Here is a 25,133-nt window from a genome sequence, read left to right as displayed (position 1 = left end):
CAATCCGGTACGAGTTTCACCAACCGAAATGGGAGCGTCGGGGTCACGGCCCGCGTTGTCAACCCTCGGCTGCGCCGGTTGCGGGATCCAGACGCGAGCGAACAGCCAATCCCCGTTCACCCTCTTGACGCCTCTCGACCGCCCGGCCATCCTGCCGGTACCACATCGCGAAGTGCGTTCTGGATGGTGAAACGGCCTGACGTCTCACCCCGTCAACGAAGGTGGTCCCCGTGCGCAACCGCAGGCTCCTGTCCGCACTGGCCCTCTGCGCGGCCGTCTCCGTCAGCGCCACCGGGTGCTTCGCCACGGTCGGCGGGGACGCGGGAGCCGGCGGGACCGTCGTCTTCAGCAACACCGGGGGCGCCCTCGCCTCGATCTTCGCCGACACCGCCTACAAGCAGCTCGCCGAGCTGGGCATCCAGGTGGCCGAGGAGTCGCCGAACAACGAGGCGAAGCTGACGGCGATGGTCGAGTCGGGCACCCCGACGTGGGACGTCTTCTACGCCTCGCCCTACCGCACCGTCGCCAAGTGCGACGTCCTGTTCGAGAAGCTCGACATGTCGCGGATCGACACCGAGGGCCTCGACCCCGAGCTCACCTCCGAGTGCGGCGTGCCCGTGCTGAAGTCCGCCTTCCTGCTGGTCTACAACGCCGACACCTACGGCCAGCGGCCGCCGCAGAGCTGGACGGACTTCTACGACACCGCGAACTTCCCCGGCACCCGCGGGATCATGAACTACGCCAAGGACGCGGGCATGGAGACGGCACTGCTCGCCTCCGGCGTGCCCGGCGACCAGCTCTACCCGCTCGACTACGAGCGCGCCTTCGCCACCCTCGACACGATCCGTCCCTCGGTGCGGTTCTACGAGACCGGCGCCCAGCAGACCCAGGCGCTGGAGTCGGGTGAGGTCGACATGATGCTCGCCTGGCCGGGGCGCGCCTACGAGGCGGCGAAGAACGGCGCGAACCTGAAGGTCGTCTGGAACCAGCCGCTCTACTACACCGACTCCCTGGGCATCGTGAAGGGCGCCCCGAACATGGACGAGGCGTACGAGCTGATCAACGCCCTGATCGACGTGCCGACCCAGGAAGAGATCATGAAGCGCCAGCCCTACGGGGCGGCGAACGCGAACGCCCGGCCCTCCGACGACCCGCTGCTGAACTCGTTCATCGCGACGAGCAACGTCACCGGCACCGAGGTGCACCGCGACAACGAGTGGTGGGCGGCGAACCTCGACGAGGCCACCCAGCGGTGGACGAACTGGGTGAACCGGTGAGGCTGCTCGGCTACGCCGACCGGCTGTCGGTACCCGCGGGCGGGCGCATCGAGTTCAAGGTCAGCTGCGAGCTGCCGGAGTTCGCGCCGTCGCTGGTGCGGCTGCGCCGCGGCGGGTCGCCCGTGCACGAGTGCGACCTGCTCGAGGACGACGTCGCGGCGGACCTCCCCGCGAGCGTCCCCGGCCGCGTCCAGGTCGCCCGCGCGGGCTCCTACGTCGAGGCGGCGGTGCGCGAGGACGTCACCGTGCACGGTGCCGGACTGGCGGCGTGGATCTTCCCGACACTCCTGGACGGGGAGCAGACCGTCCTCGCGCTCACCGCACCCGACGGCAGCGCCGGGTACCGGCTCACCGTCACGGCCGAGGGCTGCGCGCTCCGCGACGCGGCCGGGACGGAGCTGGCCCGCCTGGACGTGGCGCCGGTGCTGCGGCAGTGGTCGTGGGTAGCGGGGCAGGTCTCCCCGGAGGGCGAGGTGCGCCTGGAGCTGCACCGCCCGGGCCAGGCCGCGCCCCAGGTTCAGGAGAGCCACCTCCCTGTCCCCCGGGTTCAGGGAACTGGCTTTCCTGAACCCGCGAGGGGCGCGGCGCCGGCGTGGCGCGGCGGGCTCCTCCGCGTCGGTGCCGGCGGGCGCGGTGCGCCCACCGGGTTCTTCAACGGCAAGCTCGCCCGACCGCTCGTGTCCGCCACCGGCTGGTCCCCCGGGGCCACGGCACGGCTCGCTGCGGGCGCGGACGCGATGACCGTCCTGGGGAGCGCCGGTGTCTCCGCGTTGGCGCTCGGCCGTGACCCCGCGTCCGTCACCGTCACCGACGACGGAGCCCTGACGACGGGCGGCGCGGTCGTCAACCGGCCGGCGAGCGCCGTGCCCGGCCCGTTCTGGCGCTGCACCGAGACCGACGTCCGCCGCGTCCCCGCCGAGTACGACGCGCTGCGCCTGCACGAGGACGACCTCGACGACGCCGGGTGGGAGACCGACGTCGCGCTCACCGTGCCGGCGGACCTGCCCAGCGGCGCGTACGCCCTGAAGGTCCGCGCGGGCGAGCACGTCGACCGCGTCCCGTTCGTCGTCACCCCGGCCGCGGGCGCCCGCCCGGCCCCCGTCCTGGTGGTCCTGCCGACCTGGACCTACCTCGCCTACGCGAACTGGCGCACGTACGCGGAGTTCGAGGAGGAGCGCGTCGGGCTCTACGGGGAGCGCCGCGGGGTCGATCCGCGCGACCGCTGGCTCGCCCGCCATCCCGAGCTCGGGAAGTCGCTCTACGACGTCCACACCGACGGCAGCGGCGTCATGTACTCCTCGCGGGCTCGGCCGATCATCAACATCCGGCCCGACTACTACACCCCCACCACCCGCGGGCTGCGCCACTTCGCGCAGGACCTCTCGCTGCTGCACTGGCTCGACGGGCGCCGCGAGGACTACGCCGTGATCACCGACGACGAGTTGGAGGACCGCGGCGCCGACGCCCTCGCCCGGCACCGCGTCGTCATCACCGGCAGCCACCCCGAATACTCCTCGGCGCGGATGCTCGACGCCTACGAGGACTTCACCGCGCACGGCGGGCGGCTCATGTACCTGGGCGGCAACGGCTTCTACCACGTCACCAACCGCCACCCCGGGCCGTCGGGGGCGATCGAGATCCGCCGCGCACGGGGCAGCACCACGGCGTGGGCGTCCGGCGCGGGCGAGGAGCACCTGTCCGGCACGGGCGAGCCCGGCGGGCTGTGGCGCTGGCGCGGCCGGGCCCCGCAGCGGGCGTTCGGCGTCGGCATGACCGCGCAGGGCTTCGACAAGGCCAGCGGCTACCGCCGGACCCCCCAGAGCCGGGCCGTCGACTGGGTCTTCGACGGGGTGGACGTCGCGGTCGGCGAGATCTTCGGCGACGAGGGGCCTGGCCTGGGCGGCGCGGCGGGCGACGAGATCGACCGCGCCGACGTCGCGCTCGGCACCCCGGCCGACGCCGTCGTCCTCGCGACCTCGGTCGGACACTCGTCCAGCATCGTGCTCGTCGCCGACGACCGGACGATCTCCTACGCGGCACCCGTCTCGCCCGACCCCCGGGTCCGGGCCGACATCGTGGTCTTCGGCCGGCCCGGCGGCGGGGCCGTCTTCGCGGTCGGCTCGATCGCCTGGTCCACCGCGATGACGCACAAGGGCGGCGACAACGACGTCTCCCGGATCACCGCCAACGTCCTCGACCGCTTCCGCGACCACCCCGACCCGGTGGTGGGTGCATGAGGATCGTCGGGTACGCCGACCGGCTCTCCGCCCGCGCCGGCGAGGAGATCGCGTTCTGCGTCAGCTGCGAGCACGCCGCCTACCGCCCGGAGATCGTGCGGCTGCGGCGCGGCGGCTCGGAGCGGCACGGCAGCGCGCTCGTCGAGGAGCCGGTCGCGGCCGGGCTGCCCGACACCCTGCCGGGTCGGGTCCAGACCACCACCTCCGGCTCGTTCGTCGAGGCCGCACCCGTCGGCCCCCTCGACGAGCTGGGCCTCGCGATCTGGTTCCTGCCCACCCTGCCCGGCGACGAGCCCCGGCCGCTGCTGGCCGTCGGGGACCTCGTCCTCGAGGTCTCGGCCGCCGGGATCGCCCTGCGCCGGGGCCACGCCGTGCTGGCCGCGCTCGCGGCGCCGCCCACCGAGCGTCGCTGGGCGTTCGCGGTCGCGACCCTCGACGCCGCCGGCGAGGTGCGTCTGCACCTGCACCGGCCGGACCTGCCGGTCGCCACGGTGGCGTCCCGCGCGGAGCCGGCCCCGATGGCCGGCGTGCTGCGGATCGGCTCGGACGGCACCGCCACAGGCGGCCTGGGGCGGACGTTCAACGGCAAGGTGGCACGCCCGGTCGTCGCGGCGACGGCCTGGCCGGAGGCGACGACGGCGGCACTCGCCGGCGGCGCCGACCCGATCGGCCTGCTGGTCCCCGCCACGACGAGCGCGCTCGACCTCGCCGCCGACCCCGGCGGCACCCGCCTGCCCGACCGCGGCGGGCTCACCGGCGGCGCGACGGTCCGCCACCTGCCCACCCGAGGCGTGCCCGGTCCGTTCTGGGCCGGCGCGGAGACCGACTTCCGCCGCGCCCCCGCCGAGTTCGACGCGCTGCACCTGCACGACGACGACCTCGCCGACGCCGGCTGGGCGCCGGACCTCACGTGGACCGTCCCCGCGGACCTGCCCAGCGGCGTCTACGCGCTGAGGACGAGCGCGGAGGGGGACGTCGACCGGATCCCGTTCGTCGTCACCCCGGCGCGGCACGGGGCCCCCGTGCTCGTCGTGCTGCCCACCTGGACCTACCTCGCCTACGCGAACTGGCGCACCTACGCCGAGTACGAGGCCGAGCGGCTGGTGATCTACGGGGAGGCGCGCGGGATCGACGAGCGCGACCGCTGGCTGGTCGCGCACCCCGAGCTCGGCCGCTCGCTCTACGACGTGCACACCGACGGCAGCGGGGTCTGCCACTCGACCCGGTTGCGCCCGATCGTCAACATCCGCCCCGACTACTTCACCCCCACCACCCGCGGGTTCCGCCACTACGCGCAGGACCTGCTGCTGCTCGACTGGCTCGATCGGCGCGGGGAGCACTACGCCGTGGTCACCGACGACGAGGTCGAACGCGAGGGCGCCGATCTGCTCTCCCGCTACGAAGTGGTGCTCACCGGCAGCCACCCCGAGTACTGCTCGGCCGGCATGCTCGACGCCTACCTCGGCTACACCCGGGCCGGCGGGCGGCTGATGTACCTGGGCGGCAACGGCTTCTACCAGGTCACCGCGCGGCACCCGGGGCACCCGGACGCGGTGGAGATCCGCCGCGGGCACGCGGGGGTGGCCACCTGGGTCTCCGAACCCGGCGAGGAGCACCTCGCGGCGACCGGTGAGCCCGGTGGGCTCTGGCGGATGCGCGGGCGCGCGCCGAACCTGCTGGTCGGCGTCGGGTTCACCGCGCAGGGCTTCGACTCCGGCTACGGGTACGCCCGCTCCGCGGCGAGCGCGGACCCGTCGGTCTCGTGGGTGTTCGAGGGCGTGGGCGCCGGCGTCGGCGAGGTCTTCGGCACCGAGGGACCCGGACTGGGTGGCGCGGCGGGCGACGAGCTGGACCGCGCCGACGTCACCCTCGGCACGCCGGCCGGCGCCGTCGTGCTGGCCTCGTCGGTCGGGCACTCGGAGAAGATCGCGCTGGTGCCCGAGGAGGTCGACCACGGCTACGCCGCACCTCCGCCCGGCACCCACCCGAAAGTCCGCGCGGACGTCGTCCTGCTCGAGCGGCCCGGCGGCGGCGCAGTCTTCTCCGTCGGCTCGATCGCCTGGTCGACGGCCATGACGCACAAGGACGGCGACAACGACGTCTCGCGGATCACCGCCAACGTCCTCGACCGGTTCCGGGACGAGCCCGGCCCGGTGCTCGGCGAGCAGCAGTAAGGAGCAGGAGTGCCCGTCACCAGTACCGACCAGCTCACGCACCTCACCGACCGGGCGAGGTTCGTGCGCACCGAGACCGTCCGGCTCACCCGGATCGCAGGTGCAGGCCACTACAGCGCCGTGTTCTCCTGCGCGGAGCTGTTCTCGGTCCTCTACTACGCGCAGTTGCGCCTCGACCCGGCCCGGCCGGACTGGCCCGACCGCGACCGCTTCGTGCTCAGCAAGGGGCACGCCGCGATCGGCCTCTACCCGGTGCTCGCCGACCTCGGCTTCTTCGACCCCTCCGAGCTCGACACCTACACGCGCCTGGGCAGCCCGTTCGGCGACCACCCGGACATGCGCCGCATCCCCGGCGTCGACTTCTCCTCCGGCTCGCTCGGGCACGGCCTGTCGATCGCCGCGGGCATGGCGCTGGCGGGGCGGATGTCCGGGTCCGACCACCGCACGTACTGCATGCTCGGCGACGGCGAGCTGGCCGAGGGCCAGATCTGGGAGGCCGCGATGTCGGCCGGGCACTTCCGGCTCGGCAACCTCGTCGCGATCGTGGACGCCAACCAGCTCGGCATCGACGGCTTCGTCCGCGACGTGATGGCCGCCGAGCCGATCGACCGGCGCTTCGCCGCGTTCGGCTGGCAGACCCACCGCGTCGACGGCCACGACATCCCCGCGCTGCTGGAGCTGTTCGCCGGGCTGCCGGCCGCCGCCGACGGCCCGCCGCAGCTCGTGGTCGCGGACACCGTGAAGGGCAAGGGGGTGGCGCGCATGGAGCTGTCGCCCGACTGGCACGTCGGCAACCTCGTCGGCGCCGACTACGACGACGTGCTGATGGAGCTGGGGGGACGGGCGTGAGCACCCAGGACCAGTCCGAGCTGTTCAACGGCACCGCGAACGTCGGGCTCAAGGACGCCCGCTCCGCCGACGGCACCGACACCCGGGCGATCCCCGCGTTCGTCTTCGGCGAGGAGCTCGCCCGCCTCGCCGACCACGACCCGCGCATCGTCGTGCTCACCGCCGACCTGGCCCGCTCCAACCGGGCCACCGACTTCGCGAACCGGCACCCGGAGCGGTTCGTCAACGTCGGCATCGCCGAGAAGAACATGATCACGATGGCGGCCGGTATGGCGGCGTCGGGCTACGTCCCGTTCGCCGCCACGTTCGGCGCGTTCGCGGCGCTGCTGTGCGCCGAGCAGATCCGCACCGACTGCGCCTACCCGGGGATGCCGGTGCGGGTCGTCGGCCACCACTCCGGCATGTCCATGGGCTTCTACGGCACGAGCCACCACAGCCTGGAAGACCTCGGGATGATGCGCTGCATCGCCGACCTCACCGTCGTCTGCGCCACCGACGCCAACCACCTGCGCGCGCTGTTGCGGCTCTCGCTCGACCACCCCGGCGCGATGTACATCCGGCTCGGCCGGGGCCGCGACCCGCAGGTCTACGACGTGGTGCCGGACCTGTCGATCGGGCGGGCCGAGACCGTCCGCGACGGCACCGACCTGACGATCATCGCCACCGGCTCCGAGGTGCACCCCGCGTTGCAGGCCGCCGACGAGCTCGCCGGTGCGGGGGTCTCCACGCGGGTTGTCGACATGTTCACGATCGCCCCGCTGGACCACGACGCCGTGCTCGACGCCGCGCGCGCCACCGGAGCCGTCCTCACCGTCGAGGAGGGCAACGTCACCGGCGGGCTGGGCAGTGCGGTCGCCGAGTGCCTGTTCGAGGCGGGCGTCCACGTCCCGTTCCGCCGCCACGGCGTGCCCGACGAGCACGTGCCCGTCGGCCCGCCCGCCGGCCTCTACGCCCATTACCGCCTCGACGGACCCGGCATCGCCGACGTCGCCCGCGAGCTGCTCGACTCCGGCAAGGAAACCCAGAGATGACCACCGCACCGACCGTCCTCGGCGAGCGCGAGCTCGCACTGCGTGAGCGGGCCCGCCAGGTGATCCCCGGCGGGATGTACGGCCACATGTCCGTGCAGGCGTTCAGCGCCGCGCACCCCCAGTTCATGGCCTCCGGTGACGGCTGCCGGGTCACCGACACCGACGGGCGCACCTACCTCGACCTGATGTGCGGCTGGGGCCCGGTCGTCCTGGGCCACCGCCACCCCGGCGTCACCGCCGCGGTCCTCGACCAGCTCGACCGCGGCGACTGCCTCGACGGCACCAGCCCCGTCGCCGTCGAGTTCGCCGAGCTGCTGGTGGACACGATCCCGTCCGCGGACTGGGCGATGTTCTGCAAGAACGGCTCGGACGCCACCACCACGAGCGTGACGATCGCCCGCGCCGCCACCGGGAAGCGGAAGCTGCTGGTGGCCCACGGCGCCTACCACGGCGCGGTGCCGTGGTGCTCGCTGCGCGGCTCGGGCGTGACCGCCGAGGACCAGGCGCACCTGGTGCACTACGAGTACAACGACCTCGCCTCCGCGGAGGCCGCGGCGGCCGAGGCGGGCGACGACCTCGCCGCGATCGTCGTCTGCCCGATGCGCCACGACATCAAGCGCGACCAGGAGCTCGTCGACCCCGCCTTCGCGCGCGGCCTGCGGGCGCTGGCCGACCGCACCGGCGCCGTGCTGATCCTCGACGACGTCCGCTGCGGCTTCCGGCTCGACCTCGGCGGCAGCTGGGAGCCCCTCGGCGTCCGGCCCGACCTGTCGGCCTGGTCGAAGGCGATCGCCAACGGGCAGGCGCTCGGCGCCGTCACCGGTGTCGAGGCGCTGCGCGACGCGGTCCGGAAGATCTACGTGACCGGGTCGTTCTGGACGGCCGCGGTGCCGCTCGCCGCCGGGCTGGCGACCCTGACCGAGCTGCGCAACGGCGTGGCGCTGCCGGCCATGGCCCGCACCGGCGCCCGGCTGCGCGAGGGCCTCGCGGCCCAGGCCGCCGCGCACGGCGTCGAGATCCGCCAGACCGGCCCCGTGCAGATGCCGATGCTCTCCTTCGCCGGCGACGAGGACTTCCGGCTGGCCACCGCCTTCGCCGAGGCCGCCGTGCAGCGCGGGGTGTACCTGCACCCGTGGCACAACTGGTTCCTCTCGGCCGCCCACACCGACGAGGACATCGACGCGATCCTCGCCCGCACCGACGACGCGTTCGCCGCGGTGCGCCCCTGACGCACGGGCCGTGCACGCTCGCAAACCGATCGTGGTGCCGGCACACCGGTTGCAGTCGGGTTGCAGTCGGTGTGCCGGCACCGAAGTCGGTGTGCCACCAGTCGGTGTGCCACCAGTCGGTGTGCCGCTCAGCCGGGCGCGTCGAGGGCGATGCCGGCGTCCTCCAGCGCCGCCTCCGTGAGCAGCCGCGCGAAGGCCCGGTCTCCTCGGCAGCGTCTCGTCGTAGGCGGGCCAGCAGCGCGACGGCGCGCACCTGCGTGGGCGGGCGGCAGTCGCGCACCTGGCGGTGCAGCCGGCGCAGGGTCGCGACCACCGACTCGAGGCACGGCCCGGTTGCCGGGTCGTGGCATCGACGGCGCTCGTAGAACGCCGCGACGGCGGCGGGGAGGGCGCGCAGGCCCAGCCAGAGGACCCACGGTCGGGGCGACCGCGATGGCGACGTAGTGGAGCAGCCCCACCAGGACCGGTCGATCACCCACCGCGGCACCTCCCCGTGCCGATCGAATCGACTCGACGGATTGAGTACCGCCGGCCCGGCGCGGACAAACGGGCTTTCTCTGCCCGTCCACGTGTGAGTAGGACGGGCCAACCCTGACCGCCCGGGCCGAACTCCGCCCTACGACGGTCGCGAAGTACCGCACGGCGGCAGAGCTCGACCTCCGCCCCGGGCTGGGGCCAAAGGTTGGACAAGCTCACCGTCGCGACCGTGCAGCGCTACCTCAATGCGCGACGGGCGGCAGGTGACTCGGTACAGAAGCTGCGGATGATCCGCGAGGTGCTCAGCTCCGCGCTCGGCCGCGCCGTTCGCGAGGAACCGATCACCCGCGACGTCGCTCACCACCCTGTCCGCCCAGCAGCGATCCCGACGCACAGCCTGGACCGCCGCGCAGGCCCGCGCGATCCTCGCGGCCGCCGACGCCGCACACCCGTTCTTCACCCTCGCACTCGTCTACGGGATGCGCCGTGGAGAGATCGCCGCCCTCCGCTGGGAGGACACCGACCTCGCCAACGGCGTCGAACCCTCAGAGGTTGAAGATCAAGCTGAGGCGATGACGACTACGTGGACGACGCGTCGAGGTGCGTCCTTGCTCGGTGCAGAGCAGCGGGTGACGACGCGGGCCGCACCGTGGTCCTCCGTGTCCGACTGCGGCGCGGTGGCGACCCGCTGGCAGCGTCGGGGTCCGGCGTGAGCCCTGCTGTCGGACATCTGTGTCCGGCAGCAGGGGTCACACCGGTTCGGCCATGCCGGCAGTCGGGAAGCCCTGCCCCAACGCAGCGCCGATGGTCGACGCTGCGCTGGGGGGTTTCGCGAGTCCGTTGACGACCCCGTCAGGTCAGTTCGGGATGGCCGTGCCGTGGCGGCAGCCGGAGCAGCCCACCGAGCTGAGGCCGGTCCACGACGTGAGGTCCGAGCTCGTCGCCGTCCAGATACCACCGTTCGTGTACTTGTCGACGTAGATCCGGTACTGGCCGTTGTCCAGCCGCACGAGGGACGGACCCTCGTAGCCGGAGCTCCACAGAGTGCCCTGGCGAGCCCAGCCGCTGGTCAGGCTGTTGCTCGTCCAGCGCTCGATGTACTTCGTGCTCTCGTTCTTCGTGAAGGCGTGGTAGGTGCTGCCGGACTTCACGACGTAGGTGTCGATATAGTTGTAGCCGAGGCCACCCATCTGCTGCGGGCCGCTCCACGACGTGAGGTCCGAGTTCTGTGCGGTGTAGACGTACGGCCGGAAACCGCTCGAGTTCGTCGTCTGCCGGACACTCACGATGACCCGGACCGTGCTGCCCTCGATGTAGAACTCCGGCGCCCAGACGTTCTGGGTGTTGGAAAGGCCCGACGGGACGGTGGCGATGTTCGTCCAGTTCCGCAGGTCCGTGCTCCGTGCGACGGCGAAGTAGGTCGAGTTCGTCGTCCAGGACTGCACCGTGTACGCGATGTAGTAGGCGCTACCCCGCTTCACGATGCTCGGGTCGCGGAGCACGCCCGTGGGACCCCGGAAGTTCGTGTCGTGGAGGACGCTGTAGCTCGTGCCCCCGTTGGTGGACTGATAGATCCACAGCTCCTGGTCCGCAGCCGCGTCACCCTTGAACGTCGCGTAGATCATCGTGGTCGCCGCAGCTGCCGGCTGAGCGGACGCCGACTGCGGCAGCGCTAAGCCGCCGAGGATGAAGGCGACGACGCCGAGCACCGCAACGACCAGGCGGGGGCGTGTCGCCGTCCGTTCCTTCCAGGACTTCATTTTCTCTCCTTACCGTCGGGCCGACCGGAGGGCTGGTCGACCGGTTTGTTACCGCTACAGCGAGGCGCAGCGGCGTTCATTCCCTCCCGGGATGAGTCGTGCGAACCGGAGATGCGGGTGAATGTCGGAACAAATTCGATCCGACCGGCCGGAAGCGGCTCCTCGACATCGGTCTACTTCGTACCGCGCTCCAGGTCAGGCCCACCGTCAGGCCACCTTCGACCGGCTCACACGCAGCAATTCGAGCGCGGTTCGCACGCCGGGCCGCCCACCGCGCCTGCCCGAGCAGACCTGGATCAACCAGCTCTGCAGAGCCCGCCCAGTAAGATCGACTGTCCTATTTGACGTGATGGCTGCCGCCCTGCTCCGGGGCTGGCCGGGTTCGCCGGTAGGGCGCCCCTGACGGAGCTTCCCGCCGAGGCTGTACAGGTGGTGGTTTACGAGTCGCCGGAGGGGCCGGCGATCGAGACTCCGGTTCGGACTGGGGTTCCCAAGTTGGGCGAGCCGTCGGAGTTCCAGTTGATCTTCTGTGCCCGGGTGGTACGGGTGGTGCCGCAGCCCTGGCTGGTGGCAGAGTTCGCGTGGTAGACGACCCACGTTTCCGCACCGTCGGGTGACCTGACGAAGGAGGCGTGGCCCGGGCCGTAGACGCCGTTGGCGTCACTGCGCTCGAAGATGGGGGTCGGCTTCTTCGTCCACGAGCTGGCCGACATCGGGTCGCCGCCGGTCCAGGTCAGCTGCCCGAGCTTGTAGTCGGGTGTCTGGCAGGAGCTCGCCGAGTAGGTCAGGAATGTCTTGCCGGCGTTGTAGATGGCGTACGGGCCCTCGTTGACCGCTCCGCCCTGCCGTTCCCATGGCAGGGTCGGTGACGAGATCCGCACGCCGTTGCGCGAGACCTGTGTCGGCGAGGACATCGGAGCGATGAACAGTCCTTGTTCCCCGCCGCGGAACGCGGAGTAGACGAAGTGGTCCGGCCGGCCGTTGAACCGGACCACACTGCCGTCGATCGCCCATCCGTTGTCGGGCTCGAGATTGAGGATGCCCCGGTAGGTGTAGGCACCGTACGGGTCGGTCGTGTTGCTCTCCAGCACCGACGTGCGGCGTTCACCCTGACCCGGAGAGGCTTCGGCCGAGAAGTAGATGTACCACTTGTTGTTGGTGAACTGGATGTCCGGGGCCCACATGGTGCAGCAGCCGGGCCCCGCACTCAGGGTGAAGATCGTCTTTTCCGCCGCGGTCTTCAGGCCGGCCATGGTGGATGCCCTGCGCATGATGATTCTGTTGGACCAGGTGGTGGCCACGTAGTACCAGTTGCCGTTGGAGTAGGCGATTGAGGGGTCCGCGCTGTTGGGGGTGCCAACGAGGGGGTTGGTGAACGACGGCCCGGGCGCTGCGGGCGCTGCGCGCGCCGGGGAGGCCGGGATCGCAACGCCCAGGCCCACCGCGAGCACGGCAGCGCCGGCTAAGCCGAGCAGCAGCCGCGCCGCTCTCCGTCCGTGGTTGTCCAGCATGGAATTCCCTTCTTCGGGACTGCGCCGAGGGATGAGCGGCGTCGTCGGCCTGAGACCGGTCCGTGCGTGCGGTGACGCTTCTCATCGAGGCACGGTGATCGTCAACGTAACCTTCGAGACTGCGTACACCGCCTCCGGGGTGTTGCGCCTGAATACTTTCCCGGAGCGATCCCGGGATACGATCCTGCTCGTAGGTCAGCCGACGCCGTTGCTCGTCTGGGCCACCCGTTGGATGGTGCCGTCGGAGTTGTAGTTGAGGTATTCCATCGCCAGGGATCGCCGGTAGTTACCGCCACCGGGGCGGGCGTTGCGCTGGTAGGCGATGTACCAGCGGCCGTTGTACTCGGCGATGGACTGGTGGTTGGTGTTGATGTTGACGGAGTCGAGGATGACGCCGCGGTAGGTGAACGGGCCGAGCGGGTTGCTGGACGTGGCGTAGGCGATCTGGCCGGGCCAGCCGGTGGAGTACGAGTAGTAGTAGAGCCCGTTGCGCTTGTGCATGTGTCCGGCCTCGGCGTAAGCGCTGCCGCCGTTGATGACCACGTTCTGGACGGCGCCGGAAGTAGAGGTCATGTCGGAGTTGAGCCGAACCACCTTCGGGGCGCGGGCGCCTCCGAAGTAGAGGTACGCCTGCCCGTTGTCGTCCACGAATGCGGCCGGGTCGATCGGCTCATCGCCGGTGTTGGCGTCGCGTCCCCGCTCGATCAGCGGGTTGCCCCGAGCATCGCTGAATCCGCTGGTGGGTGAACTGCTGCGAGCGACACCGATCTTGGTGCGGTCGGTCGGGAGGTACAGGTAGTAGGTGCCGTTGCGCTGCACCGCGGAAGGCGCCCAGGCGTACTGCGTCGCCCAGGAGAATCCACTGACCGAGAACGGTGCGCCGTGGTCGGTCCAGTCGACCAGGTTGCTGGACGAGAACACCCGCCAGGCGCTGGAATCCCAGTACGTGCCGCTGTTGCCCTGGTCATCGGTGGCGTAGATGTACATGCGGCCGTTGGCGACGAGGATCGAGGGGTCCGCGGCGAAGCGCTGGATGAGCGGGTTCGCCGCCTGTGCGGGCGTGGCGGGCCCGGCGACCAGTGCGACCGTCGTCGCCAGAGTCGTTGTCAGCAGGTACCCGCAGGCACGCCGACGCGTCATGTGCCGGGGTCGCGCGGCCGAGCTCGGAGCGAGTCCCACCTTCTCGGTGGGTCGTGCGTTGGCCTCACCTTGCGCCGGTGGGCCTGAGATCGTGGGGCGATGACTGCTCATGGCATGACCTCCATCGAGTTGGGGGTGGTCATTCGGGCGACAGGTACGTACTGCAGATGCGCCGTCGGGATGCTGTAGACGACGAGCCCATACCGCCGCCCCGAAGTCGCCAGGGTCAGGCCAGAGCTGGAACGGCGGTTGATGGACCGGAGAAATCGGCAACCGAGTGCCGGTCGCGGCACCGACCGATTGGCAACAGGGCTGCGTTCGGTACGTTGACCGATGAGAGGTCGGGGAGCCAGGGGTTTCCACTCCACAGGGATCCCGGCGCCGGATGATGGCATCCTCGGATTCAGTTCGGTGACAAAGATGTTAACGTTAACACTCGGTTTGTCAAGGCCGGCCATCGGCAGAGGCCAGTTGATGTTGATTAGTTCGCGCAGCGGCGGGTTTCGCGGCGTCCGTGGAATGCTGAGCCCGGCGGACACTGGCCGAGCAGGCCGGCGCGGCGTGCCCGAACGGTATGCAGCGGCTGCTGCGCATCGCGGACCGGAGCGTCAAGGGTGTCCGAGCCGACGTCCGCGGCTACGGCACCGGCCCACCTGAGCCACCCCGAGGCCAGGTACTCGTGGTCGATGAGACCAGCCCATCAAGCAGGGTCGCCGCTCCGCGGGTGCAGCGCCGGTGCACCGGCACCACCGGAAAGATCGACAGCTGTCAGCTCGGGGCGTTCCTCGCCTGAGCGATCGATGACGGTGCGGCGGCTGAGATCCGCCAGCGGCACCACCGCGACCAGGATCGACTCGGGCCCGAACTCGGCATCCCGCGGCTTCAGTACCGGCGGTCCGGCAACGCCGCGAGAGCTGCGGATCGCTCGAAGACGGTCTCCTTGGTGACCACCCGGGACAGCACCTGCTCCCCCGCAACGATCTTCACGGCCAGCTCCATCAGCTGCTCGCCGATCAGCGGGTTGCACTCCACGATGTAGTTGATCTTTCCGTCGATCAGGGCCTGCAACCCCTCCCGCACCCCGTCCACGGAGATGATCTCGATGTCTCGCCCCGGCACCTTGCCGGCCGCCTCGATCGCCTCGATCGCACCCAGCCCCATGTCGTCGTTGTGCGCGTAGAGGACGTCGATGTCCGGTAGGTCGGCGAGGAAGTCCTCCATCACCGCGCGGCCCCCGGCCCGGGTGAAGTCGCCGGACGTCGAGGCCACGATCTTCAGCTGCGGGTTCGAGGAGATGGCCTCGGCGAAGGCCAGCTGGCGCTCGATCGCCGGGGCGGAGCCCACCGTGCCCTGGATCTCCACGATCGAAACCGGTTCTTCGGCCCGGATGTGGCGGTCGTCCAGCCACGTCCCCGCCTTGTTGCCCTCCTCGAGGAAGTCCGAGCCGAGGAAGGTCCGGTAGAGGCCGGGGTCGGCCGTCCGGATCGCCCGGTCCGTGAGGATGACCGGGATGCCGGCCCGCCTGGCCTCCCGCAGCACGGGGTCCCACCCGGTCTCGACGACCGGGCTGAAGGCGATGACGTCCACCCCCTTCGCGATGAAGGAGCGGATGGCCTCGATCTGCCGGTCCTGGTCCTGCTGGGCATCGGAGAACACCAACTCGATGCCGGCAGCAGCGGCGGCCTCCTGCACCGACCTGGTGTTGGCCACGCGCCACTCGCTCTCCGCGCCGACCTGTGAGAAGCCCATCGTGATCGGGCTGGCGTCCGAGGCGTCGACGGCTGTGCCCGTGTCCGCTCCGCATCCAGCCAGGGCGAGTGCCAACAACCCGGCTGCCGCAGCGAACCTCCGTGGTACGCGCATGCGTGTCTCCTGAAAGGGATGGGTGGATCGCGCTCGGCGCAGCGAGGCCGGTCGAGCTGTGCGCGACCTGTCGGTCGTCGCTGCCACGGAACGGCCCGCTGGGTCGATCATGCCGTCGGGGGCATGCGGACTCACTCTCCACTGAGTAAGGCGCTGGACGCGGGGAGGGCGTCCGACGGAAGCAGCATGTTAACGATCACACCGAAGATTCGCGCCATCATGATTGCGCGTGGAGGCAGTGTCAAGGGTCGACGAAGCGCGTTCAATCAACGCTCTCCCAACGGGAGCCGAACGCGCGCGAACCTCGGCGGGCGGCGCCGGTGGGAGTGAGGCACCGCCGGCCCGCAGTGCGGAGTACGTGCCCGGAGCTCAGCCCTGGGCCGCTGGCGGAGCGACGCTCGCCCGCTCGACCAGGACCGGGGCGATGATCCGGCTCTCCTGCCCGTCGCGGAGCTCGAGCTGGGCGAGCAGCAGGTCCAGACCCTGCCGGGCGACGGACTCGAAGTCCTGGCGCACGGTGGTCAGCGGCGGCACCAGGAACTCCGCTTCCGGAATGTCGTCGAACCCGACGACACTGACCTGGTCCGGAACGCTGCGACCCAGTTCGTGCAGGGCCCGCAGCAGCCCGAGGGCGAGCGAGTCGTTGGCGGCGAAGACCGCCGTGACCTCGGGCATCCGCCCCAGCAGCTGGCCGGCCCGGTACCCGGCGGCGGACGTCCAGTCCGCGGGGACGACCGGGGGTGGTTCGAGCCCGGCCCGGCGCAGGGTGTCCGACCACCCGGCCATCCGCTCGGCGGCGTCGAACCAGTCCGAGGGGCCGGAGACGTGCCACACCGTGGCGTGCCCGGCGTCCAGGAGGTGCTGCGTGGCGAGCCTGGCCCCCTCGGCCTGATCGACGTTCACGGCCGGCCGCAGGCGGTCGGGGCCGCTGTCGACGGTGACGATCGGGACGCCGGACGGCAGCTCGCGCAGGGCGTCGATCGCCGAGGCGACCGGCGCGATCACCGCCATGCCGGCGACGCGTTGATCGAGCAGTCGCCGCACCGCGTTGCCGGTCGAGGCCTGGTCGAAGGTGCGCAGGCGGGCGACGATGACGGTGAAGCCGGCCTCGGCGGCCTGCTCCTCGAAGGCCGCCAGCAGTGAGACGGGGCCGAAGAGCGTCGTCCGCGGGGCGACCACGCCCAGCACCTGGGAGCGGCCGGTGACGAGCGCCCGGGCCGCCCGGTTGGGCCGGTAGCCGAGCTCGCCGATGGCGGAGAGGACCTTGTGCCGGGTGCCCTCCCGGACGTGAGGGTGACCGTTGAGGACCCGCGACACGGTCTGGTGCGACACCCCGGCTCGCCGGGCCACGTCGATGATGGACGGCTCACGCGCAGGTCCGGCCTCCACGCCCATCCCCACCACCGATCGATGTCGTCGCCTTGTCAGGGCGGCCGCGCGCCCGACCGGAGCTTAATACGGCTCCAGCTCGTCACCCCCGTGCCGAGCCGCAACCGCCCGCCTCCTCCTCACTGGGGGCAGCTCTTGTTGACGTTCACAGTCGTCTCTGACGCCTTCCCGCCAGCTCGAAGTCATTACTCAAGGCGGCTTGACCGCAGAGAATATTGACGTTAACAATGTGGCCCGACCAGCACCGCGACCTCGCCCGCCGACTTGCCGAGCTGGATCGGGCCGGCCAGGATCCGGGGGCACCCGCCCTGGGCGCCGTCGTGCGGGCGCTGGACGGCGCGCCGGTTGCCGTCGAGCAACTGTCGGACCGGCTGGTGCTCACCTTCCCCGTCGGCCTGTTCGACGGCAGCGTCCGGTTCGCGGGCGACGCCCGGGCCCGGCTGCGCGAGGTCGGCACCCGGCTCGGCGCGGCCGGGACCACCGTCCGGTTCGTCGTGGTGGGCCACACCGCCGACGTCACCGGCACGACCGGCGGCGAGGACGACCGCGGGATCGGGCTGCGGCGGGCCGAAGCGGCCGCCCACGAACTGGCCGAGGCCGGCTCGCGGCCGCTGAGCGACTTCCCCACCACCACCACCGACGGCCGGCCGGTTCGGCCCGGCGACGACCCGGCCGTGAACCGGACGGTCAGCGTCGTGGTCCAGCAGGCGTAGGCGTCTCGACGGGCGATCGTCCCCGCCGTCGCCGTCGCCGACCTCCCCCCGATCGACGCCGTGCTGCTCACCCACGACCACCACGGCGACAACCTCGACACGGCCGGACGCGCCCTGCTCCCGTCCGCCCCCGTCGTCATCACCACCCCGTCCCGGGGCCGGCAGGCTCGGCGGCCGAGCGCGGGGCCTGGTCCCGTGGGCCACCACCACACTGGACGCGCCCGGCCGCCCGACGATCGAGGTCACGGCCACCCCCTGCCGGCACGGCCCACCACTGAGCCACCCGGTCGTCGGTGACGTCGTCGGGTTCGCGCTGCGCTGGGACAGCCAGCGCCACGGTGTCCTGTGGATCTCCGGTGACACCGTGCTGTACGACGGGGTCCGGAAGGTCGCCGACATGGTGGAGGTCGACGTCGCGAGCCTGCACCTGGGCGGGGTGCGGTTCCCGCTGACCGGACCGCTTCGCTACACGATGACCGGCGCCGACGCCGACGAACTCTGCGGACTGCTCCGTCCTCGCACCGCGGTACGCGTCCACTACGAGGGATGGCGCCACTTCCGGCAAAACCGCGCCGCCATCGAGCGCGACCTCGCCCGGGCACCGGCGGACCTCACCCGCGGCTTCCGGTGGCTCCCGCTCGGCACCCGGGTCACGGTCGGCGCGTGAGGACCGGCCTGGCCCGGCGAGATCACCCGGCCGAGTCCCTCGGCTCCGGCGGCGTGGATGGGAGCTCACCGGAGCGGTAACCGCGGCGGTTCGCAGGGACCTCAGCAGGCGCGCCAGTCGCAGGAAGCGAGATCGCCCGGATCACCAGCGAGGCGTCCCTCGCGGTTGGAGAAGTTCAGGTCCTCGTCACCGGTAGCTGAGCCGAGCCGAGGAGGGTCCCCACCCTCCAACCGCTCACGCCAACCCAGCACCGGCCACGAGGACCGGCTCGGCTGCGTGGTTGATCGACCTCGCCGCGCGAACCTGCGGCATCGACCTGGCCGAACAAGACCTCGAACGAGCGCTGCTGATCCGCGCCGTCGCCGCTGGGCTACGCCCGCGCGTCCTGGGAGGTGAACAAGGGCAGCGACCACGACTGCGTTCGTCGAGTTACTTCGCACCCACCGCACCAGCGCTCCCAGGGACCACCAACTCAACCTCGAATCCTCGCCATGAGGGCCGCCCTGGGAGCCCAGACGCGAAATGGCCGCACGGCCGCCCGTCAGCACAAGGACGCCGGGATGGACGTTGGCAGCCGCCGAGCGTCACGATGAACCGCCGTGAACATCTCGAGCGAGGGTGGTAGATCGATGCCGGACCTCGACAACCAGGGCACGGTGGCTCGCCGGCACGGGTCGGTCCTCGCAGCTCCGACCTTCAGCGGCGTGTTGCTGGCGCTGCTGTTCTGGTGGGAGTCGCTCACGCCGACGCTGGTTCCCCGGCCCTGGGCGGCCCAGGCGGCGGTCAGCGGTGTCTGTATCGCTGTCGGGTACGGGATCGGCGCTCTGGTCGGACACGGGGTACAGCGGGCCTTGGTCCGGTGGGGTGACTCGCCGGGCCCGAGGACCCGGTCGTGGTCGTGGCTCCTCCTCGGTGTCGGGTGGCCGGCGGGAGTCCTCGGTGGCTCGGTTCTCTGGCTCGACCGGCAGAACGACCAACGCACCCTGATGGGGATGCCGCCGGTGGGCTGGTCGGACGTCGTGCCGATGGTGACGGGAGCGGCCGTACTCGCGGCGCTGCTGGTCGTGGTCGGTCGGGCCATCCAGAAGGGCCTGCGGGCGCTCGACCGGCGCATCCGCCGCCGCGTCCCGGGACGCCTGGCGGCCCCGACCACCATCCTGCTCGGCGTGGTGCTGGCGGTCCTCCTCTTCGGCGGACTGGCCTTCCGCGGCGTCACCGAGCTCGCGAGTTCCGCCTACGGCGCGATGAACGAGGAGACAGCGGAAGGGATCGTCAGACCCGAAGGAGCAACGGTCTCCGGTAGCCCTCAGTCGCTGGTTCCCTGGGAGACGCTGGGACGCATGGGCCGCGACTTCGTCGCCGGGGTCACCACCGCCGACGAGCTCGCCGCGTTCCCCGGGACCGGCGGCCCGCCGGTCGACCCGGTGAGGGTGTACGTCGGCGTGCGCTCCGCGGATTCGCTGGACGCCCGCGCCGAGCTCGCCGTGCGCGAGCTCGAGCGGGCCGGCGGGTTCGACCGGGAGGTCCTGGTGGTGTGGGTGCCCACCGGCACGGGCTGGATGATCCCCGAAGCCGCGGAGGCGCTCGAGCAGCTGTACGACGGCGACACCGCCATCGTCGGCATCCAGTACTCCTACCTGCCCAGCCTCCTCTCGGTGTTCCTGGACGACGGGCTGGCGGTCGAGGCGGGATCCGCGTTGTTCAACGCAGTGGAGGCGCACTGGAACCAGCTCCCGTCCGACAGGCGCCCGCGGCTGCTGCTCTTCGGCAAGAGCCTCGGCACGGCCGGGGTCGAGGCGATCTTCGCCGCCGTCGACGCCCGGTCATCGATCGGCAACCTGGTCGCCCGGACAGACGGGGCCCTGATCGTGGGCGCCAAACACGTCAACCCGATCCATTCCCAGATCACCGATGCCCGGGATCCCGGATCGCCCGTCTGGCAGCCGATCCTCGACCAGGGGCGCACCGTGCGGTTCCTCAATCGGGACCCGAACCAGCGCCCGCCCGGCGGTGCCTGGTCGGCCCCCCGGATCTGCTACCTCCAGCACCCCTCCGACCCGGTGTCCTTCTGGGGTGTCGAGGCACTCTGGCGGCCCCCGGAATGGATGGATCGACCCCGCGGGTACGACGTACCGGAAAGCGCCCGCTGGTTCCCGATCGTCACCGCGGTCCAGGCAGTCAGCGATCTGGTCCTCCAGCTCAGCCCGCCACCGGGCTTCGGACATGACTACGCAACGGACTACGTCAGCGGGTGGGCACAGGTCCTGCCCCCCGATGGCTGGACCGACGCCGACAAAGAACGCCTGGAGCAGTTCCTCGGCCAGGGAACAGCAGGAGAGTCAGAGCCCTGAACGTCCGCGTTCCCGCAGGGCGGGCCGAGGGTTTGACGTTCGTCTCGGAGGTGCGGTGCGGCGGGTCATGGCTGTACCCGGACGGCCACGAGGGTGACCGTCATGGGCGTTGCGCCGCGCAGATAAGCGATCTCGACCGGGCGGCCCGACCGGGCCCCGAGTTCGGCAACGGTGATCTGCTCGACGCTTGCCGCGGGCTGTCCGTTGACCTGGGTGATCACGTCGTTGGGCCGTAGCCCGGCCAGGTCGGCCGGGCCACCGCTGGCGACGGAGCCGACCAGCAGCCGGCCGGGAAGGCCGAGCTGCTCGGCGATCGCGGCTGGCACGGCCTGCACCTGCAAACCCACGGTGTAGTGGGTGACCGTGCCGGTTGAGATGAGCTCTTCGGCGATGGGCATGGCGATATCGACCGGGATGGCGAAGCCGAGGCCGACACTGCCTCCGCCGCCCTCACCGGCGTCGTTGGGAACAGTCGCGATGGCCGTGTTCACGCCGATCAGCTCGGCTCGGCAGTTCACCAGGGCGCCGCCGCTGTTGCCCGGATTGATGGCGGCATCGGTCTGGATCGCACCCACCAGATGCGCTGTCTGCCCGTCCGCTGCGGGGACCGCGACCTCGCGGTCCAATGCGCTCACGATCCCCGCTGTCACCGTGTCGACCAGCCCGAGCGGGGCACCGAGGGCCACCACGGGCTCGCCCACCAGGAGGTTCTGCGACGAGCCGAGCGCGCTGACCGGCAGACCACTCGCCTGGTCGGCAGCCTTGAGGACCGCCAGATCGGTCAGCACGTCACGCCCCACGACCGCGGCGGGGGACGAGCGGCCGTTGCTGTAGCGGACGACGAGGGAGCCGCCGTTCAGCGCGGGCGAGATCACGTGGTCGTTCGTCACGATGACCCCGCCCGGCCGGACGATCACGCCGGAGCCGGTTCCGCCCGTAGCCCCCGTGCTCGTCTGCGCCGCGACCGTCACCACGGACGGCAGGCCGGTGGCCGCCACCGCCGTCGCCGAGCACGCTGCAGGTGGTCCGTCAGTCGTGGCCCCCACCCCGATCGACGGCCCGACGACCATGCCGACGACGACACCGACGACCAACGCGATCACGGTGACCACACCCATCACGAGGACCGACACCCGGGACGGGACCCCACCCCGGTGGATTCTCCGGCGTGTCGGCCGCGCGGCCGCGGTCGCCCCGTTTCCGGTGGTCACCACGACGCCTCGTTCAGGTTCCGGCCGGATCGGTGCCGGGCAGTTCGGGTTCGACCGGCTCCACCTTCTCGATCTTGAACCCGGTGAACCCGTAGATCACCGAAAGCAGCGGGCTGGCGATGTTGAAGAAGCAGAACGGCAGGTAGACCAGCGTCGGCACGCCGAGCACGGCGCCCATGAACGCGCCGCAGGAGTTCCACGGCACGAGCGGCGAGGTGACGGTGCCGCTGTCGGCGGTCAGCCGCGACAGGTTCGTCGGGGCGAGGCCGCGGCGGGCGAACTCGGCCCGGTAGATCTTCGCGGGCATGACCAGCGCGATGTACTGGTCGCCGGCGACGACGTTGAGCCCGAACGCCGTGGCGAACACCGTCAGGAACAGCCGTCCGGTGCCCTTCGCGGCCCGGATCATCGGGTCGATCAGGCGGCTGATCAGCCCGAACTCCTCGAGCAGGGTGCCGAACGTGACCGCGCCGATGATCAGCCAGAGGGTGAGCAGCATGCTGTCCATACCGCCGCGCGACAGCAGGGAGTCGATGTCGGCGATGCCGGAGTCCATGGTGAACCCGGTCGCCATCGCCTGCCACACGGCCTTGATCCCGGCGAGGACGCCGTTGAGACCGGGTTCGGCGATGAAGACGCGGACGACGTCGGACTGGGTGAACACGCCGAGGACGCCGGCGAAGATCGCCGAGATCATCAGCGCGATCGAGGCCGGGGCCTTGCGGATCGACAGCACGGCCAGCAGCACCAGCGGCAGCAGGTTCAGCGGGGTGATCCAGAAGATGTCCCCGAGGGCGCCGAGTTCGCTGCCGGTGTCGCCGGCGTCGGTCGCCGCCGGGCCCCAGAACAGCCCGATCAGCCCGAACAGCACGAACCCGATCAGGAACGCCGGCACCGACGTCCACGCCTGCCGCTTGATGTGCCGGTAGACGTCGACCTTGACCAGTTGCGCGGTGAGGACGGTCGTCTCCGACAGCGGCGAGAGCTTGTCGCCGAGGTAGGCGCCGGAGATGACCGCCCCGGCCGTGATCCCCGGCGAGATGCCCAGCATCGCCGCGATGCCGACCAGCCCGACGCCGATGGTGCCCGCGGTGGTCCACGAACTGCCGATCGACATCGCGACGATCCCGCAGATCAGCGCCGTCGCCGCGTAGTACCACGTGGGCGAGAGCACCTGGATCCCGTAGTAGACCAGGGTCGGGATGGTGCCGGACATGTTCCAGGTGCCGATCAGCGCACCGACCGCCAGCAGGATGAACACCGCGCTCGTGATCGAGGCCACCGCCCGCTGACCGGCGGCCTGGACGTTCTCCCACGGGTGGCCGTTCTTCAGCACGATGAGCGCGGCGATCATCGCGCAGATCACCAGCGCGACCTGGATCGGGCCGTCCAGCGCGTCCAGCCCGAAGAGCGCGAGCGACCCGCCGATCAGCACCACGAGCGTGACGAGCGGGAGAATCGCGTCGGCCAGCGACGGATCGCGGACGGTGCGGTCGCCCTCGGTGGCGGTCATGGACGGCGCGTCAGATGGCGATGAAGCCGGTCCACAGACCGACGACGCCGGTGATCCCGCCGAGCACGATCACCGCGCAGAGCGCGATCTCGGTGGGGCTGAACAGCCGCCTACCCCGTTCGCTGCGCGCCTTGACGTACAGCAGCGTGGCCGGCGCGAGGAGCACCGCGGACAGCAGCAGGAACTGCAGGCCGGCGGCCTCGAACAGGAACAACGTGTAGGCGGTCGCGATCCCCGCGATGATCGCCTCCTTGCGGCGCGTCCGCGGGGCCACGCCCTCGTAGGACTCGCCGGTGAGGCCGAGTTTCAGCGCGTACGCGGCGGCGAAGAAGTACGGGATCAGCGCCAGGCTGGTGGACAGGTCGAGCATGAAGTTCAGCGCGTCGGTCAGGACCAGGGTCGCGCCGAGCAGCGCCTGGACCGCCAGCGAGCTGACGACGAGGGCCGTGATCGGCGTCTTCTGCTCGTTCTCCCGCCCGAGGAACGCCGGGAAGTCCTCGTTGCGGGCCGGCATGTACATCACCTCGGCGGCCATCAGGGTCCAGGCGAGGTAGGCGCCGAGGACGGAGATGATGACCGCGGCGCTGATGAACCAGCGGCCCCAGTCGCCGACGACGTGCTCGAACAGGCCGATCATCGAGGGCTGGCGGGTCGCCGCGATCTCCGGCTGCGCCATCACCGAGTAGCTGGCCAGCGTCACCAGGGCGAAGATCGACAGCACGCTCAGGAAGCCCAGCACGGTCGCCCGGCCGACGTCCTCGCGCTTCTTCGCGTAGCGGGAGTAGACGCTCGCGCCCTCCACACCGAGGAACACGAACGTCGTGATGATCATGGTGTTGCGGATCTGCTCGTCGAGCGAGCCGAGGTCGCCGTAGCCGGTGGCGATCCAGTTGTCGGCGAACACGCCGGCGTCGAAGGCGAGCAGCAGCACGACGATGAAGACGAGGATCGGCACGATCTTGAGGACCGTCACGATCCGGTTGATCGCCGCGGCGTCGCGCACGCCCCGCGCGATCAGGTAGTGGAACAGCCAGACCCCGACCGTGGACACCGCCACCGCGAGGATGGTGTCGCCGTCGCCGAAGGCGGGGAAGAACGCGCCGAGGGTCGCGGTGATGAACACCCAGTAGAAGGCGTTGCCGGCGATCGCGCTGGCCCAGAAGCCGATCGCGGAGTTGAACCCGACGTAGTCGCCGAAGCCGGCCTTGGCGTAGATGAAGACCCCGGAGTCGAGGTCGGGCTTGCGGATGGCGAGGTTCTGGAAGACGAACGCGAGCATCAGGATCCCCGCCCCGGCGACCGCCCAGGCGATCAGCGACCCGAGGATGCCGGTCGCCACGCCGAAGCGCGCCGGTAGCGAGAACACGCCCGCGCCGACCATGCTGCCGACCACCATGCCGGTCAGCGTGGGCAGGCTCATCTTGCCCGGGGTCTCGACCGGGGGATCGGTGGGCCCGGTGGGGTCGATGGGCCCGCTGGGCCCGCTGGGCCCGCTGGGCTCGCTGGGATCGGTGGGCCCGGCGACCCGGGAAGCCGTGTCAACCATCGTCAGCTACTCCCCTTCGGTACTGGCTGCTCGGTAGTCGACGTCTCAGTAGTCGACGGCGTCGCGGGTGATCGGGCAGGTCATGCAGTGCCCGCCGCCCCGGCCCCGGCCCAGCTCGGCGCCGACGATGGTGATGACCTCGATGCCGGCCTTGCGCAGCAGCGAGTTCGTGTAGGTGTTGCGGTCGTAGGCGAA

General features: G+C 71.1%; 18 protein-coding genes. 9 read left to right on the top strand and 9 right to left on the bottom strand.

Annotated features, from left to right (window positions below; translation table 11 throughout):
• Nucleotides 1-230: 230 nt before the first annotated feature.
• Genes KDL28_RS26090 through KDL28_RS26065 form a run of 6 tightly spaced genes read left to right on the top strand, consistent with a single transcriptional unit; the run spans nt 231 to nt 8,797 of the window.
• On the top strand, nt 231-1,277 hold the full coding sequence (locus KDL28_RS26090) for an extracellular solute-binding protein (protein ID WP_252442517.1): 1,047 nt from the start codon (nt 231-233) through the stop codon (nt 1,275-1,277).
• The gene (locus KDL28_RS26085) at nt 1,274-3,514 is read left to right on the top strand and encodes a N,N-dimethylformamidase beta subunit family domain-containing protein (protein WP_252442515.1); all 2,241 of its coding nucleotides are present in this window, start codon (nt 1,274-1,276) and stop codon (nt 3,512-3,514) included. The genes KDL28_RS26090 and KDL28_RS26085 overlap by 4 nt, the downstream gene beginning before the upstream one ends.
• Entirely contained in the window at nt 3,511-5,688 is a 2,178-nt protein-coding gene (locus tag KDL28_RS26080; protein WP_252442513.1) for a N,N-dimethylformamidase beta subunit family domain-containing protein, read from the top strand. Before KDL28_RS26085 ends, KDL28_RS26080 begins: the two co-directional genes overlap by 4 nt.
• Before the next feature lie 9 nt (nt 5,689-5,697).
• Entirely contained in the window at nt 5,698-6,537 is an 840-nt protein-coding gene (locus KDL28_RS26075) for a transketolase (protein ID WP_252442511.1), read from the top strand.
• On the top strand, nt 6,534-7,568 hold the full coding sequence (locus KDL28_RS26070; protein WP_252442509.1) for a transketolase family protein: 1,035 nt from the start codon (nt 6,534-6,536) through the stop codon (nt 7,566-7,568). Before KDL28_RS26075 ends, KDL28_RS26070 begins: the two co-directional genes overlap by 4 nt.
• Nucleotides 7,565-8,797, top strand: a complete 1,233-nt coding sequence (locus KDL28_RS26065; protein WP_252442507.1) for an aminotransferase class III-fold pyridoxal phosphate-dependent enzyme — start codon at nt 7,565-7,567, stop codon at nt 8,795-8,797. The genes KDL28_RS26070 and KDL28_RS26065 overlap by 4 nt, the downstream gene beginning before the upstream one ends.
• Before the next feature lie 1,334 nt (nt 8,798-10,131).
• Here the strand turns inward: KDL28_RS26065 and KDL28_RS26060 are convergent.
• From KDL28_RS26060 to KDL28_RS26040, 5 genes are all read right to left on the bottom strand, one after another.
• Nucleotides 10,132-11,034 (bottom strand): glycoside hydrolase family 43 protein, encoded by a 903-nt coding sequence (locus KDL28_RS26060; protein ID WP_252442505.1) that lies wholly within the window; start codon nt 11,032-11,034, stop codon nt 10,132-10,134.
• Nucleotides 11,035-11,471: 437 nt separating this feature from the next.
• Nucleotides 11,472-12,545 (bottom strand): glycoside hydrolase family 43 protein, encoded by a 1,074-nt coding sequence (locus tag KDL28_RS26055; RefSeq protein ID WP_252442503.1) that lies wholly within the window; start codon nt 12,543-12,545, stop codon nt 11,472-11,474.
• Nucleotides 12,546-12,740: 195 nt separating this feature from the next.
• Nucleotides 12,741-13,796: a family 43 glycosylhydrolase gene (locus tag KDL28_RS26050; protein WP_252442501.1), complete on the bottom strand. Its 1,056-nt coding sequence runs from the start codon at nt 13,794-13,796 to the stop codon at nt 12,741-12,743.
• A 771-nt stretch (nt 13,797-14,567) separates the two neighbouring features.
• Nucleotides 14,568-15,548 (bottom strand): ABC transporter substrate-binding protein, encoded by a 981-nt coding sequence (locus KDL28_RS26045; protein WP_252442646.1) that lies wholly within the window; start codon nt 15,546-15,548, stop codon nt 14,568-14,570.
• Nucleotides 15,549-15,917: 369 nt separating this feature from the next.
• A complete protein-coding gene (locus KDL28_RS26040; RefSeq protein ID WP_252442499.1) occupies nt 15,918-16,880 on the bottom strand; it encodes a LacI family DNA-binding transcriptional regulator in 963 nt (320 codons plus the stop codon).
• A gap of 284 nt (nt 16,881-17,164) precedes the next feature.
• Here KDL28_RS26040 and KDL28_RS26035 point away from each other — a divergent pair, with 284 nt between their 5' ends.
• From KDL28_RS26035 to KDL28_RS26025, 3 genes are all read left to right on the top strand, one after another.
• Nucleotides 17,165-17,650 (top strand): hypothetical protein, encoded by a 486-nt coding sequence (locus tag KDL28_RS26035; protein ID WP_252442497.1) that lies wholly within the window; start codon nt 17,165-17,167, stop codon nt 17,648-17,650.
• A 364-nt stretch (nt 17,651-18,014) separates the two neighbouring features.
• Nucleotides 18,015-18,317, top strand: coding sequence for an MBL fold metallo-hydrolase (locus KDL28_RS26030; RefSeq protein WP_252442495.1), 303 nt, complete (start codon nt 18,015-18,017; stop codon nt 18,315-18,317).
• Nucleotides 18,318-18,946: 629 nt separating this feature from the next.
• Nucleotides 18,947-20,668, top strand: coding sequence for an alpha/beta hydrolase (locus KDL28_RS26025; RefSeq protein ID WP_252442493.1), 1,722 nt, complete (start codon nt 18,947-18,949; stop codon nt 20,666-20,668).
• Nucleotides 20,669-20,733: 65 nt separating this feature from the next.
• Here the strand turns inward: KDL28_RS26025 and KDL28_RS26020 are convergent, their stop codons facing one another.
• The 4 genes from KDL28_RS26020 to KDL28_RS26005 form a co-directional block, all read right to left on the bottom strand.
• Nucleotides 20,734-21,801: a S1C family serine protease gene (locus KDL28_RS26020; protein WP_252442491.1), complete on the bottom strand. Its 1,068-nt coding sequence runs from the start codon at nt 21,799-21,801 to the stop codon at nt 20,734-20,736.
• A gap of 91 nt (nt 21,802-21,892) precedes the next feature.
• Nucleotides 21,893-23,392, bottom strand: a complete 1,500-nt coding sequence (gene nhaC, locus KDL28_RS26015) for a Na+/H+ antiporter NhaC (protein WP_252442489.1) — start codon at nt 23,390-23,392, stop codon at nt 21,893-21,895.
• Between the two features lie 10 nt (nt 23,393-23,402).
• Nucleotides 23,403-24,938 (bottom strand): basic amino acid/polyamine antiporter, encoded by a 1,536-nt coding sequence (locus tag KDL28_RS26010; protein WP_252442487.1) that lies wholly within the window; start codon nt 24,936-24,938, stop codon nt 23,403-23,405.
• Between the two features lie 45 nt (nt 24,939-24,983).
• Nucleotides 24,984-25,133, bottom strand: a 150-nt coding sequence (locus KDL28_RS26005) for an arginine deiminase family protein (protein ID WP_252442644.1), incomplete at its 5' end; no start/stop codon positions are given.

This window comes from Pseudonocardia humida (genome assembly GCF_023898865.1).
Lineage (GTDB): Bacteria > Actinomycetota > Actinomycetes > Mycobacteriales > Pseudonocardiaceae > Pseudonocardia > Pseudonocardia humida.
Note: the sequence above shows the minus strand (reverse complement) of the source record. Positions and strands in the feature narration are given on the sequence as shown.

Excerpts from the sequence above, each read along its gene's own strand:
- KDL28_RS26080 (WP_252442513.1), top strand. The coding sequence starts at position 3,511 with ATGAGGATCGTCGGGTACGCCGACCGGCTCTCCGCCCGCGCCGGCGAG.
- KDL28_RS26065 (WP_252442507.1), top strand. The coding sequence starts at position 7,565 with ATGACCACCGCACCGACCGTCCTCGGCGAGCGCGAGCTCGCACTGCGT.
- KDL28_RS26060 (WP_252442505.1), bottom strand. The coding sequence starts at position 11,034 with ATGAAGTCCTGGAAGGAACGGACGGCGACACGCCCCCGCCTGGTCGTT.
- KDL28_RS26055 (WP_252442503.1), bottom strand. The coding sequence starts at position 12,545 with ATGCTGGACAACCACGGACGGAGAGCGGCGCGGCTGCTGCTCGGCTTA.
- KDL28_RS26050 (WP_252442501.1), bottom strand. The coding sequence starts at position 13,796 with ATGAGCAGTCATCGCCCCACGATCTCAGGCCCACCGGCGCAAGGTGAG.
- KDL28_RS26045 (WP_252442646.1), bottom strand. The coding sequence starts at position 15,548 with ATGCGCGTACCACGGAGGTTCGCTGCGGCAGCCGGGTTGTTGGCACTC.
- KDL28_RS26035 (WP_252442497.1), top strand. The coding sequence starts at position 17,165 with ATGTGGCCCGACCAGCACCGCGACCTCGCCCGCCGACTTGCCGAGCTG.
- KDL28_RS26025 (WP_252442493.1), top strand. The coding sequence starts at position 18,947 with ATGCCGGACCTCGACAACCAGGGCACGGTGGCTCGCCGGCACGGGTCG.
- nhaC (WP_252442489.1), bottom strand. The coding sequence starts at position 23,392 with ATGACCGCCACCGAGGGCGACCGCACCGTCCGCGATCCGTCGCTGGCC.
- KDL28_RS26010 (WP_252442487.1), bottom strand. The coding sequence starts at position 24,938 with ATGGTTGACACGGCTTCCCGGGTCGCCGGGCCCACCGATCCCAGCGAG.